Origin of the sequence: Kineococcus halophytocola, from assembly GCF_041276425.1 — a bacterium.
GTDB classification, from domain to species: Bacteria; Actinomycetota; Actinomycetes; order Actinomycetales; family Kineococcaceae; genus Kineococcus; species Kineococcus halophytocola.
In genome coordinates, this window is record NZ_JBGFTU010000002.1 from 240,809 (window position 1) to 255,941 (window position 15,133).

Annotated in this window: 13 protein-coding genes; 5 read left to right on the forward strand and 8 right to left on the reverse strand. The window is 74.9% G+C overall.

What is annotated here, in order from left to right:
* Positions 1 to 4 precede the first annotated feature (4 nt).
* From ruvX to AB2L27_RS02890, 4 genes are all read right to left on the reverse strand, one after another.
* Complete coding sequence (gene ruvX, locus AB2L27_RS02875) at positions 5 to 544, reverse strand: Holliday junction resolvase RuvX (protein WP_370439957.1); 540 nt, start codon at positions 542 to 544, stop codon at positions 5 to 7.
* A 22-nt stretch (positions 545 to 566) separates the two neighbouring features.
* Positions 567 to 3,248 carry an alanine--tRNA ligase gene (alaS, locus tag AB2L27_RS02880; protein WP_370439958.1) on the reverse strand — a complete coding sequence of 894 codons (2,682 nt, stop codon included), beginning with the start codon at positions 3,246 to 3,248 and terminating at the stop codon, positions 567 to 569.
* Between the two features lie 94 nt (positions 3,249 to 3,342).
* Positions 3,343 to 3,879, reverse strand: a complete 537-nt coding sequence (locus AB2L27_RS02885; protein ID WP_370439959.1) for a type II toxin-antitoxin system PemK/MazF family toxin — start codon at positions 3,877 to 3,879, stop codon at positions 3,343 to 3,345.
* Complete coding sequence (locus tag AB2L27_RS02890; RefSeq protein WP_370439978.1) at positions 3,879 to 5,153, reverse strand: replication-associated recombination protein A; 1,275 nt, start codon at positions 5,151 to 5,153, stop codon at positions 3,879 to 3,881. The genes AB2L27_RS02885 and AB2L27_RS02890 overlap by 1 nt, the downstream gene beginning before the upstream one ends.
* A 239-nt stretch (positions 5,154 to 5,392) precedes the next feature.
* Between AB2L27_RS02890 and AB2L27_RS02895 the strand changes: the two genes are divergently transcribed.
* The 5 genes from AB2L27_RS02895 (at position 5,393) to AB2L27_RS02915 (ending at position 11,661) form a co-directional block, all read left to right on the forward strand.
* On the forward strand, positions 5,393 to 6,151 hold the full coding sequence (locus tag AB2L27_RS02895; RefSeq protein WP_370439960.1) for a response regulator transcription factor: 759 nt from the start codon (positions 5,393 to 5,395) through the stop codon (positions 6,149 to 6,151).
* Positions 6,152 to 6,173: 22 nt separating this feature from the next.
* The gene (locus AB2L27_RS02900) at positions 6,174 to 7,736 is read left to right on the forward strand and encodes a sensor histidine kinase (protein ID WP_370439961.1); all 1,563 of its coding nucleotides are present in this window, start codon (positions 6,174 to 6,176) and stop codon (positions 7,734 to 7,736) included.
* A gap of 69 nt (positions 7,737 to 7,805) precedes the next feature.
* Positions 7,806 to 9,110: a bifunctional glycosyltransferase family 2/GtrA family protein gene (locus AB2L27_RS02905; RefSeq protein ID WP_370439962.1), complete on the forward strand. Its 1,305-nt coding sequence runs from the start codon at positions 7,806 to 7,808 to the stop codon at positions 9,108 to 9,110.
* Complete coding sequence (locus tag AB2L27_RS02910; RefSeq protein WP_370439963.1) at positions 9,107 to 11,218, forward strand: ArnT family glycosyltransferase; 2,112 nt, start codon at positions 9,107 to 9,109, stop codon at positions 11,216 to 11,218. The genes AB2L27_RS02905 and AB2L27_RS02910 overlap by 4 nt, the downstream gene beginning before the upstream one ends.
* Positions 11,219 to 11,352: 134 nt before the next feature.
* Positions 11,353 to 11,661, forward strand: a complete 309-nt coding sequence (locus tag AB2L27_RS02915; RefSeq protein ID WP_370439964.1) for a hypothetical protein — start codon at positions 11,353 to 11,355, stop codon at positions 11,659 to 11,661.
* Here the strand turns inward: AB2L27_RS02915 and AB2L27_RS02920 are convergent.
* The 4 genes from AB2L27_RS02920 to AB2L27_RS02935 form a co-directional block, all read right to left on the reverse strand.
* Positions 11,599 to 12,243: a phosphatase PAP2 family protein gene (locus tag AB2L27_RS02920; RefSeq protein ID WP_370439965.1), complete on the reverse strand. Its 645-nt coding sequence runs from the start codon at positions 12,241 to 12,243 to the stop codon at positions 11,599 to 11,601. The genes AB2L27_RS02915 and AB2L27_RS02920 overlap by 63 nt on opposite strands.
* On the reverse strand, positions 12,240 to 14,042 hold the full coding sequence (aspS, locus tag AB2L27_RS02925) for an aspartate--tRNA ligase (RefSeq protein ID WP_370439966.1): 1,803 nt from the start codon (positions 14,040 to 14,042) through the stop codon (positions 12,240 to 12,242). Before aspS ends, AB2L27_RS02920 begins: the two co-directional genes overlap by 4 nt.
* A gap of 90 nt (positions 14,043 to 14,132) precedes the next feature.
* Positions 14,133 to 14,519, reverse strand: coding sequence for a roadblock/LC7 domain-containing protein (locus AB2L27_RS02930; RefSeq protein WP_370439967.1), 387 nt, complete (start codon positions 14,517 to 14,519; stop codon positions 14,133 to 14,135).
* The coding region (locus AB2L27_RS02935; RefSeq protein WP_370439968.1) for a GTP-binding protein at positions 14,516 to 15,133 on the reverse strand (618 nt) is incomplete at its 5' end. The genes AB2L27_RS02935 and AB2L27_RS02930, both read right to left, overlap by 4 nt.

Consider the following 15,133-nt stretch of genomic DNA (forward strand, 5'->3'; position numbering starts at 1 on the left):
ATCATCAGTCCCTGCCCTCCGTGGCGTCGGGTTCCGACGTCCGTGCCCCACTGTGCTTGCGGTGCCGCGGTTTGCGGCGTGTCTGCGGTTCCTGCACCACCCGTCCGGGGGTGTGCCCCGCGCGCTCGGCGTCGAGCGCCGCCTGCAGCAGGACCACGGCGGCCACCTGGTCGACGACCGCGCGGAACTGCTTCTCCCTCCGTCCCGCGGCGTGCAGCGCCCGGTGCGCGTCGACCGTGCTCAGCCGTTCGTCGACGAGCCGGACGGGCACGCCGGGGACCGCCGCACTGATCTTGTCCGCGTACCCGGCCGCGCGCAAGGCTGCCGGGCCCTCGGACCCGTCCAGGGACAGCGGCCAGCCCACGACGACCTCGATCGCCCCGCGGTCGCGGACCTCGGCGGCCACCTCGGCCACGTCGGTGTCCTGCTCGCCGTCGCGCACGAGGGTCCGCACCGGGGAGGCGATCACGCCGGCCGGGTCGCACGCGGCCAGGCCGACCCGGACGCTGCCCACGTCGACGCAGACCCTCACCCCCGCTCTCACCGGGGGCTCACCGCCGGTCCGCTCACGCCGACCCGGTGACGCGGGCGCCGACGAAGTCGCCGATGGCCGTCAGCGCCGCGGGGACCTTCGAGGCGTCCTGGCCCCCGCCCTGGGCGAGGTCGTCCTTGCCGCCGCCGCCCCCGCCGAGGGTCTGGGCCGCGGTGCGGACCAGCTCACCGGCCTTGACGCCCCAGCGGCGGGCCTCGGCGTTGGTGGCGACCACGACGACGGGCCGGTCCTTGGCCACGCCGGTGACGGCGACCACGACGGGGCGTTCCTCGCCCAGGCGCGAGCGGACGTCCAGGACGAGCGTGCGCACGTCGTCGGCCGAGGCCGCGCCCGCGTCGTGGGTGACGACCTGGACGCCGAACGTGTCGGTCGGGGTCGCGGCGATCTGCGGCGCCAGGGCCAGGACCTGCCCGGCCCGCAGCGTGGCGAGCTCCTTCTCCGCCTCCGACAGGCGGGTCAGCAGCGAGCCGATGCGGTCCGGCAGCTCCTCGGGGCGGGCCTTGACCACGTCGGTGAGCTGGTTCACCAGCAGGTGCTCGCGGGTGAGGAAGTCGAACGCGTCGGCGCCCACGAGGGCCTCGATGCGGCGCGCGCCGGACCCGATGGAGCTCTCGGACAGGATCGTGACGAGCCCGACCTGCTGGGAGGTGAGCGTGTGGGTGCCCCCGCACAGCTCCTTGGACCAGTCCCCGCCGATGGACACCACGCGGACGCGGTCGCCGTACTTCTCCCCGAACAGGGCCATCGCCCCGGAGTTCAGCGCCGCGTCGCGGTCCATGACCTCGGCGGCGACGGGCAGGTCGTCGTGGATGCGCTCGTTGACGACGCCCTCGATGTCGCGCACGACCTGCCCGGCGACCTGGGCCGTGGCGGCGTAGTCGAAGCGGAGCCGGCCCGGGGCGTTCTGCGACCCGGCCTGGGTGGCGCCGTCGCCGAGGTGCTCGCGCACGACCTGGTGGACGAGGTGGGTCGCGGTGTGGGCGCGGCTGACCGAGCGGCGCCGGGCGGCGTCGACGACGGCGTGCACGGCGTCACCGGCGACGAGCTCACCGCTGGTCACCGACCCCTTGTGCACGTACAGGCCGCGCACGGGCTGCTGCACGTCGGTCACGGTGACGACGGCGCCGCCGGCGGTGGTGAGGGTGCCGTGGTCGGCGAGCTGCCCACCGCCCTCGGCGTAGAACGGCGTGCGGTCCAGGACGACCTCGACGTCGGTGCCCACGGGCGCGGACGGCGTGCTCACCCCGCCCTGCAGGACGACGGCGACGCGGGCCTCGCCGGAGGCGAGCTCGTAGCCGGTGAAGGTGACGGGGGCGGGCAGGCCCTCCAGCGTCGAGCGGTAGACCGTCAGGTCCACCCCGCCGGTCTTCTTCGCCCTGGCGTCGGCCTTGGCCCGCCCGACCTGCTCGGCCATGAGCGTGCGGAACCCGGCCTCGTCCACGCTCACGCCGGCCTCGGCGGCCATCTCCAGCGTCAGGTCGATGGGGAACCCGTAGGTGTCGTGCAGCGCGAACGCCCGCTCCCCCGACAGGCTCCCCCCGCCGGCCGCCCTCGTCTGCGCCACCGCGGTCTCGAAGATCGCCGTGCCCGAGACGAGGGTGCGCCGGAAGGCCTGCTCCTCGGCGTAGGCGACCTGCGCGATGCGGTCGAAGTCGGTGCGCAGCTCGGGGTAGGAGGCGCTCATGACCTCCATGGAGGCCGGCAGCAGGATCGGCAGCGCCTCCTCCTCGAAGCCGAGCAGGCGCATCGCGCGCACGGCGCGGCGGATGAGGCGGCGCAGGACGTACCCGGCGCCCTCGTTGCCGGGGGTGACGCCGTCGCCGATGAGCATGAGCGCGCTGCGGACGTGGTCGGCCACGACGCGCATGCGCACGTCGTCGTCGTGGTTGGCGCCGTACTCCTTCTCGGCCGCGAGCGCCGCGTAGTCCAGCACGGGCCGGACCTCGTCGATCTCGTACATGTTGTCGACGCCCTGCTTGAGGAACGCGACGCGCTCCAGGCCCATGCCGGTGTCGATGTTCTTGGCGGGCAGCTCACCGGCGACGTCGAAGTCCGTCTTGGAGCGCACCGCGGAGAGCTGGTACTGCATGAACACGAGGTTCCAGATCTCGATGTAGCGGTCCTCGTCGGCCTCCGGGCCGCCCTCGGCGCCGTAGGCGGGGCCGCGGTCGAAGTAGATCTCCGAGCAGGGGCCGCCGGGACCGGGCTGGCCGGTGTTCCAGTAGTTGTCCTTCTTGCCGCGGCGCTGGATGCGCTCGGCGGGCAGGCCCTGCTCGCGCCACAGGACGAACGCCTCGTCGTCGTCGAGGTAGACGGTCGTCCACAGGCGCTCGGGGTCGAAGCCGAGGCCGCCGTCGGCCTCGGGGGTGGTCAGCAGCTCCCAGGCGAAGGCGACGGCGTCGCGCTTGAAGTAGTCGCCGAAGGAGAAGTTGCCGTTCATCTGGAAGAACGTGCCGTGGCGGGTGGTCTTGCCGACCTCCTCGATGTCGAGGGTCCGCAGGCACTTCTGCACGCTGGTGGCCCGCGGGTAGGGGGCGGGCACCTGGGCGGTGAGGTAGGGGATGAAGGGCACCATCCCGGCGACGGTGAACATGAGGCTGGGGTCGGTCGAGACCAGCGAGGCGCTCGGGACGACGGTGTGGCCCTTGCGCTCGAAGAAGTCGAGCCACCGGCGACGGATCTCTGCCGTCTGCATCGGACGTGCCTCCTGCTGTGGTTGCTGCCGGACGTGCTGTGCCCCGGGGGGACGTACGACCCTCGACCCTACCGGGCCGGGGTCTCGCTCCTCCTCACCAGCCGTGCAGGCGCCGGGCCCGGTCGGCGACCTCCTCGAAGCGCTCTCGGTCCAGGGCCGCGCCCTCGCGGCGCACGTCGCGCGGGGCGACGCGCAGCACGCGGTCGAGGCGGACCTCGCTGGGGCGGCGCTGCCGGTCCCAGGCGCCGGTGCCCACGTCGACCCAGACCCGGCCGTGGTCCCCGCGGCCGGCACCGGCGACGTGGTCCTTGCTCGTCATCATGAAGCCGACGAGCCCGTCCCCGTCCCGGCCGACGACGAGGACGGGACGGTCCTTGCCGCGCCCGTCGTCCTCCTCGAAGGGCACCCACGCCCACACGACCTCGCCGGGGTCGGGCCGGCCGTCGGTGCGGGGGGCGTACTCGAGGCGGACGCGGCCGGGCTCGGCGTCGCGGGCCCCGCGCCCGCGGCGGGGCCGGGGGCGGTCCGGGGCGTGCTCGGGCGTGGGTGGGGCGGTCCGCGGCGCGGCGAGCTGGCGTTCCAGCTCCCCGGTGAGGACGCGCAGCCCGGCGCGCAGGAGGCGGGCGAGCATCAGCGCCCCCTGACGATGCGACGCAACCGGGCCAGGCGCTCGCGCACGGCCGCCTCGAACCCGCGGTCGGTGGGCACGTAGTAGTCCGTGCCGACGAGGGCGTCGGGGGCGTACTGCTGCTGCGCGACCCCGGTGGGCACGTCGTGGGTGTAGACGTACCCGGTGCCGTGCCCGATCGTGCCGGCCCCGGAGTAGTGGGCGTCGCGCAGGTGCGGCGGGACGGGTCCGCCGCGCCCGGCGCGCACGTCGGCGATGGCGGCGTTGATCGCGGCGTACGCGGCGTTGGACTTCGGCGCGGTGGCGTTGTGGACGACGGCCTGGGCCAGCACGATCCGCGCCTCGGGCATTCCGATCTGCGCGACCGCGGTCATGGCCGCCACGGCGGTCTGCAGCGCCGAGGGGTCGGCCATCCCGACGTCCTCGCTGGCGGCGATGACGATGCGGCGGGCGATGAACCGGGGGTCCTCCCCCGCCTCGATCATCCGGGCCAGGTAGTGCAGGGCGGCGTCGACGTCCGAGCCGCGCATCGACTTGATGAAGGCGCTGGCCACGTCGTAGTGCTGGTCGCCCTGCCGGTCGTAGCGCACCGCGGCCCGGTCCAGGGCCCGTTCGGCGTCGGCGAGGGTGACGACGGGTTCACCGTCCCCGTCGAGGGCGGCGCCGGCGGCGGCCTCCAGGGCCGTCAGCGCGCGGCGGGCGTCGCCGTCGGCGACCCGCACGAGGTGCTCCAGGGCGTCGTCGGTGACGCGGACCTCCCCGGCCAGCCCGCGCGGGTCGGTCAGCGCGCGGCGCACCAGGCCGCGCACGTCCTCGGCCGTCAGCGGCTGCAGGGTCAGCAGCAGCGAGCGGGACAGCAGCGGGGTGACGACGGAGAAGTTCGGGTTCTCGGTGGTGGCCGCGACCAGCACGACCCAGCGGTTCTCCACCCCGGGCAGCAGCGCGTCCTGCTGGGCCTTGGTGAAGCGGTGGATCTCGTCGAGGAACAGCACGGTCTGGCGGCCGTAGAGGTCCCGGTCGGTGCGGGCGGCCTCCACGACGGTGCGCACGTCCTTGACCCCGGCGGTGACCGCGGACAGCTCGGCGAACGTCCGGCCGCCGGAGGAGGCCAGGACGGTGGCCAGCGTCGTCTTGCCCGTGCCCGGCGGGCCCCACAGGATCACCGAGGCCGGGCCGGCGCGGCCGAGGTCGCCCTCGCCGGCCAGCCGGCGCAGCGGGGAGCCCGGGCCCAGCAGGTGCTGCTGGCCCACGACCTCCTCGATCGAGCGGGGACGCATCCGCACGGCCAGGGGGGCACCGGCCAGGACGGAGGGTCGGCGGTCGTCCGCGACGGGGTCGTCGTCGGAGGTGAACAGGTCGGCCACCCCCGCACCGTACGTGCCGGCCCCGCTCCAGGTCCCGCGCCTGGTCCCGCGCCGTCACCCCCGGTCACGTGAAGGCCCTTTCCGTGCCGCCACACAGGTCAGACCCAGGGTTTCCCGGGACATCTGGCAGGTGACGGTCCGACGATGGGGAGATGACCGCGACCACGACCCGGCGTTCGGACCTCACCCGCCCCGACGGCACCGCGTTGCGCGTGCTCGTCGTCGACGACGAGTCGACTCTGTCGGAGTTGCTGAGCATGACTCTGCGCTACGAGGGCTGGGAGGTGCAGACGGCGGGCAACGGCCTGGACGCGGTCCGCGCCGCCCGCACCTTCCGGCCCGACGCCGTCATCCTGGACATCATGCTGCCGGACATCGACGGCCTGGAGGTCCTGCGCCGCCTGCGCGCCGACGCCACCGACGTGCCGGTGCTCTTCCTCACGGCCAAGGACGCCGTGGAGGACCGCGTCGCGGGTCTGACCGCCGGCGGGGACGACTACGTCACCAAACCGTTCAGCCTCGAGGAGGTCGTGGCCCGCCTGCGCAGCCTGCTGCGCCGCTCCGGCCTCGCGGCCGCCAAGGCCGAGCCCGTCTTGGCCGTCGGTGACCTCGTCCTGGACGAGGACAGCCACGAGGTGATCCGCGCGGGCGAGGAGATCCGCTTGACCGCCACCGAGTTCGAGCTGCTGCGCTACCTCATGCGCAACCCGCGCCGGGTCCTGTCGAAGGCGCAGATCCTGGACCGGGTGTGGAACTACGACTTCGGCGGCCAGGCCAACATCGTCGAGCTGTACGTCTCCTACCTGCGCCGCAAGATCGACGCCGGCCGCACCCCCATGATCCACACCGTCCGCGGGGCGGGGTACGTCCTGAAGCCGGCCGACGGCGTCGCCGCCGCCGCCGCGAGCTGAACCCCGGGGAGCTGGAACGCCGGTGGTCGCGTCCGCACGGCTGCGCAACCGCTCCCTGCGCAGCCGCCTGGTCCTGACCACCAGCGCGCTGCTCGTCGCGGTCGCGCTCGTCATCGGGGTCGTGACCACGGTGGCGCTCTACTCCTCGCTCATGGGCCAGGCGCGCCAACGCCTGTCCCAGACGGTGGACCGGACGGCGCAGTTCTCCGAAGGGGGCGGGAACCGCGGTGACGCCCCCGACCCCGCCCTCGACCCCGCCCTCGACCCCGGTCGCCGCCGACCGCCGCCGACCGCTCCGGCGACGTGCTCGAACGGGACACCGGGGTTCGTCGGCTTCGGTCTGGTGGACGGCACCGTCAACGCGCGCTTCGACGACGGTCAGGTGCTGGTCAGGCAGTCCGGCGTCTTCGACAGCAACGGCTCCGGACAGGACTTCGCGTGCGTGCGTGAACTGACCGCCGGGCAGGTCGCCCAGCTGTCCACCGTGGACGCCGACGGTGCGCGGCGCATGGACCTGCCCGGCCTCGGGGAGTACCTGGTGCAGGGGCAGGTCCTGTCCGACGGCTCCCTCCAGGTCTCCGGCCTCCCCCTGGCCGACGTGAACCGCACCCTGCTGACCGTCGCGGGCGTCGAGGCCGCGGCCGTCCTCGGCGGGGTCGCCCTCGCCGCGATCGCCGGTTCCGTCCTCGTCCGCCGCGACCTCCTCCCGCTGCAGCGGGTCGCGACGACCGCGGCGCGCGTGTCGGAGCTGGAACTGGACCGCGGCGAGGTCGACCTGTCCCTGCGGGTGCCCGACACCGACGAGGGCACCGAGGTCGGCAAGGTGGGAGCGGCGCTGAACCGCATGCTCGACAACGTCGGGTCGGCGCTGGAAGCGCGGCACGCCTCCGAACAGCGCGTGCGCCGGTTCGTCGCCGACGCCTCGCACGAACTGCGCACCCCGCTGGCCGCGATCCGCGGCTACGCCGAGCTCACGCGGCGCAGCGGCGAGCAGGTGCCGGCCGACGTCCGGCACGCCCTGGGCCGCGTGGAGTCCGAGGCCGTGCGGATGACCGGCCTCGTGGAGGACCTGCTGCTGCTGGCCCGGCTGGACTCCGGCCGGCCCCTGGACCGCGAACCCGTCGACCTCACGATGACCGTGCTGGACGCCGTGAGCGACGCCCGGGTCGCCGGCCGCGACCACACCTGGCGCCTGGACCTGCCCGAGGAGGCCGTCGAGGTGGCCGGCGACCCGGGCCGGTTGCACCAGGTGCTGACGAACCTGCTCGCCAACGCCCGCACGCACACCCCACCCGGCACGACGGTCACCGTCGGGATCGTGCCCGACGGTGACCGGGCGCACGTCGACGTCGTCGACGACGGGCCGGGCATCCCGACCGGGCTGCTGCCCGACGTCTTCGAGCGCTTCGCCCGCGGGGACTCCTCCCGCTCCCGCGCCGCCGGCAGCACGGGCCTGGGGCTGGCGATCGTGCAGGCCGTCGTCACCTCCCACCACGGGACCGTCACGGTCGAGAGCCGCCCGGGGCGCACGGCGTTCCGCGTCACCCTCCCGACGACGATCCCCCCGACGCTCCCGGACCCGTGAACCCCACCTCACAGGGCCACCACAGCCCCACCCCACCCCCGGTGGAGGTCGGCGGCCGAGGCTGGGGCCATGACAGCGACCACCTCCGGTCCCGCGGGTCTCAGCCCGCTGCGGCCGCCGGCCCCCCGCCCGGCCGCCGACGCCTGGACGAGTTCCAGCACCACCCCCGCCCTGGACGTCGTGGTCCCGGTCTTCAACGAGCAGCGCGACCTCGAACCGTGCGTTCGGCGGCTGCACGAGCACGTGTCGCGGTTCCCCTTCCGCACCCGCATCACCATCGCCGACAACGCCAGCACCGACGCCACCCCGCAGGTCGCCGCGGCGCTGGCCGCCGAACTGCCCGACGTGCGGCACGTGCGGCTGGAGGAGAAGGGTCGCGGCCGCGCCCTCAAGCAGGTCTGGTCGGCCTCCGACGCCCGGGTCCTGGCGTACACGGACGTCGACCTCTCGACCGACCTGGCGGCCCTGCTGCCGCTCGTCGCGGGGTTGTTGTCCGGGCACTCCGACGTGGCCATCGGCTCGCGCCTGGCGCGCGGCGCGCACGTCGTGCGCGGCGCCAAGCGCGAGGTCATCTCCCGCTGCTACAACCTCCTGCTGCACGGCACCCTGCGCGTCCGCTTCACCGACGCCCAGTGCGGGTTCAAGGCCATCCGCGCCGACGTGGCCGCGCAGGTCCTGCCCCTGGTGGAGGACACCGGCTGGTTCTTCGACACCGAGGTCCTCGTCCTGGCCGAACGCGCGGGGCTGCGGATCCAGGAGATCCCCGTCGACTGGGTCGACGACCCCGACAGCACCGTGGACATCGTCGCGACCGCGCTGGCCGATCTGCGCGGTATCCGCCGGCTGGCGAGCGCGATCGGGTCCGGTCGGTTGCCGTTCGCGGAGATCCGCGCGAGCCTCGGCCGCGGCCCGCAACCCGCCGAGGTCGCCGGGGTGCCCACCTCCCTGGCCGGGCAGCTCACCCGGTTCGTCGGCGTCGGGGTGGCCAGCACCCTCGCGTACGCCCTGCTCTACCTGGCGTTCCAGACCGTCGCGGGTGCGCAGGTCGCGAACTTCCTCGCCCTCCTGGTGACCGCGGTCGCGAACACCGCGCTGAACCGCCGCCTGACGTTCGGCGTCCGCGGGTCGCGGGGGGCGGCCCGGCACCAGGCTCAGGGGCTGCTGGTGTTCCTGCTCGGCTGGGGCATCACCTCCGGCAGCCTGCTGGCCCTGCACAGCGCCCGGCCCCACGCCCACCAGTCGGTGGAACTCGGGGTCCTGACGGCCGCGAACCTCGTGGCCACCGTCGTCCGCTTCCTCCTCCTGCGCACGTGGGTGTTCAGCGACCGCCGGCACCACCGGCCCGGGGACACGACCGGGGAGGTGCCGGCGTGAGTTCGACCACCGGTTCGGTCACCCACGCCCTCGGGTGGGCCCGCAGCACCGGCTCCGCCACCCCGGACCGCCTGCGGCAGCTGGCGAGGACCACCTGGCGGGGCCGCGAGCACGACCCGGTCTGGGTGCGCCCGGCCCTGCTCGGGCTGCTGGTCGCCACGGCCGTCCTGTACCTCGTGGGCCTGTCGGTCTCGGGGTGGGCCAACCCGTTCTACGCGGCCGCCGCCCAGGCCGGGTCGCGGTCGTGGGAGGCGTGGTTCTTCGGGTCCTCCGACGCGGCCAACGCCATCACCGTGGACAAACCCCCGGGGGCGCTGTGGGTGACGGGTCTGTCGGTGCGGTTGTTCGGGTTGTCCTCGTGGTCGATCCTCGTCCCGCAGGCCCTCGAGGGCGTGGCCTCGGTCGCCCTCCTGCACGCCACGGTCCGGCGCCGCACGAGCCCGGCCACCGGTCTGATCGCCGGGTTCCTGCTCGCCACGACCCCCGTCGCGACGCTGATGTTCCGGTTCAACAACCCCGACGCGCTGCTCGTGCTGCTGATGGTGGCCGCTGCCTGGGGGACGCTGAAGGCCGTCGACACCGGGCGCGCGCGGTTCCTCCTCTGGGCCGGGGTGTTCATCGGGTTCGGGTTCCTCACCAAGCAGCTGCAGGTGTTCCTCGTCCTGCCCGGGCTGGGCCTGGCCTACCTGTGGGCGGCGCCGCACCCGCTGGGGCGGCGGGTGCGCCACCTGCTGCTCGCCGCGGCCGCGGTCCTCGTCTCGGCGGGCTGGTGGGTGGCGCTCGTCGAACTCCTGCCCGCCTCGGTGCGCCCCTACGTGGGGGGTTCGCAGGACGACTCGTTCCTGTCCCTGACGTTCGGCTACAACGGGTTCGGCCGGCTCACCGGGGACGAGACCGGCAGCGTGGGCGCCGGGAACGGCTGGGGCGAGACGGGCATCGCCCGCATGTTCAGCCCGGAGTTCGGCGGGAACATCTCGTGGTTGCTGCCCGCGGCGTTCGCGCTGGCCGCCGCCGGGTTCGTCCTCACCCGCAGGGCCCCCCGCACCGACACCCGCCGCGCCGCCCTGCTGGTCTGGAGCGGCTGGCTGGTCGTCACGTCCGTGGCGTTCAGCTTCATGTCGGGGATCATCCACCCCTACTACACCGTGGCCCTGGCCCCGGCCGTCGCCGCCCTCGTCGCGCTCGGCACGACGGGCCTGTGGCGCCACCGGGCCTCCCGCCGGGCCCTGCCGGTCCTGGCGGTGCTCACTGCGCTCACCGCGGGCTGGGCGTTCGTCCTGCTCGGGCGCAGCGCGGAGTTCCTGCCGTGGTTGCGGTGGGTCGTCCTCGTCGCCGGGATCGCCGGCACGGCGGGGCTGGCCGGGGCGGCGCTCGTGGGCGAGGGGGTCCTCGCCCGGCGCCTGCGCGGGGCCGGGGCCGTCGCCGCGGTGCTGGCGGTGCTCGCCGGTCCGGTCTCCTACTCGGTGCAGACCGCCGCGACCGCGCACACCGGCGCCATCGTCTCGGCGGGCCCGAGCTCGTCGGGGACGTTCGCGACGGGCGGGGGGCGCGGCGGTCCCGGCGGCGGGTCGTTCGCGCCGATGTTCACCCAGGGCCGCACCCCCGGCGGCGGGACGGCACCGGGGACGGGCCTGCCGGGTACGTCGCAGAACCCCTTCGGCACCGGCCGGACCCGGACCGGTCGCACCGGGGGGTTCGGCGCGTCCCGGACCGGGGGCGGGGGTGGTGGTGGTCTGCTGGGCGCGACGACGCCGGGGTCCGCCGTGGTCGACCTGCTCGGGGCCGACGCCGGGCGGTACCGCTGGGTCGCCGCGACGACAGGGTCCAACAACGCCGCCGGGTACCAGCTCGCGACGCAGGAACCGGTGATGGCCGTCGGGGGGTTCAACGGCACCGACCCCGCCCCGACGCTGGCCCAGTTCCAGGCGTACGTGGCGGCCGGGGACGTCCACTACTACGTGCTGAGCCGGTCGATGGCCTCCACGCGGACGGGCGGCAGCGACGCGGCGGCGCAGATCGCGACGTGGGTGGAGCAGAACTTCACCGCCACGACCGTCGACGGCACCACCCTGTACGACCTGACCCAGGGCTCCACGAGCTCGACCTGACACGGACCACCGGACCCCTCCGCACCGACCCCGCGCACGGCCCCCGACAACCGCTGTCGGGGGCCGTGCGCGTTCTGGCGGCAGGCACAGGGAGGTCACCGGAGCAGGACAGCGCGCCGCGTCAGGGTCGGGGCGTGACCACAACAGGACAGAGCCCCCGTCCCGCAGCCCGTCCCGCCCACCGGCTGCACCACCGGCTGCTCGCCGCCGGCCTCGTGGCCGGTCTGGGCACCGCCAGCACCGCGGGCGCCTCCGCGGCGGCAGCGGCCCCGACCTCCACGACCACACCCGCGACGACACCCGCGACGACCCGGGGCGGCGTCACGGTCCCCACGGGGATCCGGGAGGCCGTCGTCCCCGCCGCCGTCTCGCCGGCGGCGCTACCGGCGGCGTGGGAGACCGGCCCCGCGCGGCGCACGAGCACCGTGAGCCTGCTGCTGTGACGAGCCGGCCCACAGGGCCGCAGCTCCCACGAGGGCCCCGGCGAGCAGCCACGCCCCGAGGACGTCGGTGGGCCAGTGGGCCCCCAGCCAGACGCGGTCGATCGAGACCACGACGAGCTCGGTGGCCCCCAGGACGGCGACGACGCCCCGCCGCGCCGGCGGGGCGAGCAGCAGGACGGCGGCGAGGACGACCGTCGCCGAGGCCAGGGCGTGCCCGGAAGGGAACGAGCCCCCGCCCGACGACGTCAGCCCGGCCTCCAGCGCGGGCCGGGCGCGGTCGGTGAGGGCCTTCAGCGCGGGAGAGGCCACCGCGGCGACCGCCCCGGCGACCAGGGCCGCCCGGGCCTGCCGTCGGCGCCCGGCGCCGTGCGCGGCGAGGACCCCGAGCACACCGAGGAGGTACACCCAGACCGGCTGGGTGACCGCCTCGACCACCTGGGCGACCCGCGTCGTCGCCGGGCTCGCCCGCGCCGCGTCCACCGCCGCGGCGGACACGGCCGCCTCGCCCGGCACCGCGCCCGTCGTCACCACCGCGGTCAGGGCGAGGAACCCGAGCGCGCACAGCGCGACGAGGACCCTCACCCCTGCGCGTCGCCCCCGGCCGGCCCCTCGCCCTTCGGCGCCTCGGGCGTCGCGTCGACCCCGGCCTCCTTGCGCTGCTGCGCGGTGATCGGCGCGGGCGCGGCCGTCAGCGGGTCGTACCCGCCGCCGGACTTCGGGAACGCGATGACCTCGCGGATGGAGTCCGCGCCCGCGAGCAGCGCCACGACGCGGTCCCAGCCGAACGCGATCCCGCCGTGCGGCGGGGCGCCGAAGGAGAACGCGTCGAGCAGGAACCCGAACTTCTCCCGCGCGTCCTGCGGCGAGATGCCCATGACCGAGAACACGCGCTCCTGCACGTCCCGGCGGTGGATGCGGATCGAGCCCCCGCCGATCTCGTTGCCGTTGCAGACGATGTCGTAGGCGTTGGACAGGGCCGAGCCGGGGTCGGTGTCGAACGTGTCGACGACCTCCGGCTTGGGCGCGGTGAACGCGTGGTGCACGGCGTTCCAGGCCCCGCCGCCGATCGACACGTCGTCGTCCTCGGCCGCGGATTTGAACATCGGGGCGTCGACGACCCACAGGAACGACCAGGCGCCCTCGTCGATCGCACCCGTGCGGCGGGCGATCTCCCCGCGCGCCGCACCCAGCAGCGCGCGGGAGGGGTTCACGGCGCCGGCGGCGAAGAAGATGCAGTCCCCGGGGTTGGCCCCGACGTGCGCGGCGATGCCGGCCTTCTCGGTCTCGGAGAGGTTCTTCGCGACGGGGCCGGACAGTTCCCCGTCCTGCCCGACGAGGATGTAGGCCAGCCCGCGAGCGCCACGCTGCTTGGCCCAGTCCTGCCAGGCGTCGAGGACCTTGCGCGGCTGGGAGGCCCCGCCGGGCATGACGACGGCCCCGACGTAGGGGGACTGGAAGACGCGGAAGCTGGTGCCGGCGAAGAACTCGGCGCACTCGACGAGTTCGATGCCGAACCGCAGGTCGGGCTTGTCCGAGCCGTAGCGGCGCATGGCCTCCTCGTACGTCATCCGCGGCAGCGGCAGCGGGACGTCGTACCCGATGAGCTTCCACAGGGCGGCGACGATCTGCTCGCCCAGGGCGATGACGTCGTCCTGCTCGACGAAGCTCATCTCGATGTCGAGCTGGGTGAACTCCGGCTGGCGGTCGGCGCGGAAGTCCTCGTCGCGGTAGCAGCGGGCGAGCTGGTAGTACCGCTCGACGCCGCCGACCATGAGGAGCTGCTTGAACAGCTGCGGGCTCTGCGGCAGGGCGTACCAGGACCCGGGGGCCAGTCGGGCGGGGACGAGGAAGTCGCGGGCGCCCTCGGGGGTGGAGCGCGTCAGGGTCGGGGTCTCGACCTCGGTGAACGCGTTCTCCTGCAGGACCTCGCGGGCGGCGCGGTTGGCCGCCGAGCGCAGCCGGATGGCCTGGGCCGGGCCGGTGCGGCGCAGGTCCAGGTAGCGGTACTTCAGGCGCGCCTCCTCCCCGACGCTGAGGTGGTCGTCGACCTGGAAGGGCAGCGGGGCGGCCTCGGACAGGACCTCCAGGTCGGTGGTGTCGACCTCGACGGCCCCGGTGGGGATGGCCGGGTTCTCGTTGCCCTCCGGGCGCAGCCGGACGTCGCCGGTGATGCGCACGCAGTACTCGTTGCGCAGGTCGTGGGCGCCGCCGGCGTCGAGGATCTCGTCGCGGGCGACGACCTGCACGACGCCCGAGGCGTCGCGCAGGTCGAGGAAGGCCACTCCCCCGTGATCCCGACGACGTGCCACCCACCCGGTGAGCGACACGGTCTGTCCGGCGTGACCGGCGCGCAGGCTGCCGGCCTCGTGGGTGCGGAGCACGGGGTTGTCCTCTCGATCGTCAGTGCGCGGTGGTGCGCACGCACGATCCTACGGACTCCCCGGCGCCGCTCCCCCGGGCCTCGGCGGGGCTCAGCCGGTGCGGGCCGGCACCCCGGCCTCGGCCCCGGCGAGGTCGGCGACCAGGCGCAGCGCGAGCCGGTCCAGCAGGACCAGGTTGACCGAGGGGTCGGTGACGACGGCCAGGACGTGGCCGGCGTTGACGCCGTAGACGACGAGGCAGCCGTCGCCGCCCTTGACGGTGGTCTGCACGAACGCGCCGAGGCCGGTGGCCGCCGCGGCGCGCTGGGCGATGCCCAGGACGGTCGCCACGATGGCCGCGGCCGACTCGTGGTCGCGCTCGGGGCCGTCGTCGTGGAAGGCCAGGCCGTCGGTGCGGGCGATGAGGACGCGCCGCACGCCGTCGATGTCGCGCTTGAGGGCGCCGCTGACGCGCAGGGCGTGCTGCTTGACGATCACGCCTCGGCCCCCACGGGGGCGGCCGGGGCGGACAGCCCCTCCAGCGTGTGGATCCCGTCGAGCAGCAGGCGCAGGACGGTGGTGCTCTGGTCCAGGTCGCGCGGGTCGCAGGGCACCAGGGCCGCCGGGGAGGTGCCCAGCAGGTGGGCCAGGCGGGTGCGCGTGCCGGCCGGGTCGGCCCAGCGGCTGACGGCGACCAGGCGCGGGCTGCGCGGGGCGATGCGGGCGAAGGCGGCGACGATGTCGGCGGCCTGGGCGATGCTGGTGGAGCGGCTGGCGTCGACGAGCACGAGGTAGCCGTGCATGTTCTGCGCGAGCAGTTCCCACATGAAGGCGAAGCGCTCCTGGCCGGGGGTGCCGAACAGGGTGACGCGCGTGGGGGCCCAGGCGCTGGCGGGGGCCGGGGGCACGAGGAAGCTCGTGTGGTCCAGGGCCACGGTGGTGGAGGACTTCAGGGCGGCGGTCTCGTCGCTCACGCCGGTCTCGGTGGTCGTCAGCGTCCCGTCGCCCAGGCCCTGGGTGACGGTCGTGGCGAACGTGGTCTTGCCCGCCCCGAAGGGTCCGGTGACGACGACTTTGCGGACGGGGGTGCTCACGGGGCTCCTGGCGGGGGG

Bases quoted from the DNA above. Each gene is read 5' to 3' on its own strand.
- AB2L27_RS02895 (WP_370439960.1), top strand. From the start codon at position 5,393: ATGACCGCGACCACGACCCGGCGTTCGGACCTCACCCGCCCCGACGGC.
- AB2L27_RS02905 (WP_370439962.1), top strand. From the start codon at position 7,806: ATGACAGCGACCACCTCCGGTCCCGCGGGTCTCAGCCCGCTGCGGCCG.
- AB2L27_RS02885 (WP_370439959.1), bottom strand. From the start codon at position 3,879: ATGCTCGCCCGCCTCCTGCGCGCCGGGCTGCGCGTCCTCACCGGGGAG.
- alaS (WP_370439958.1), bottom strand. From the start codon at position 3,248: ATGCAGACGGCAGAGATCCGTCGCCGGTGGCTCGACTTCTTCGAGCGC.
- AB2L27_RS02890 (WP_370439978.1), bottom strand. From the start codon at position 5,153: ATGCGTCCCCGCTCGATCGAGGAGGTCGTGGGCCAGCAGCACCTGCTG.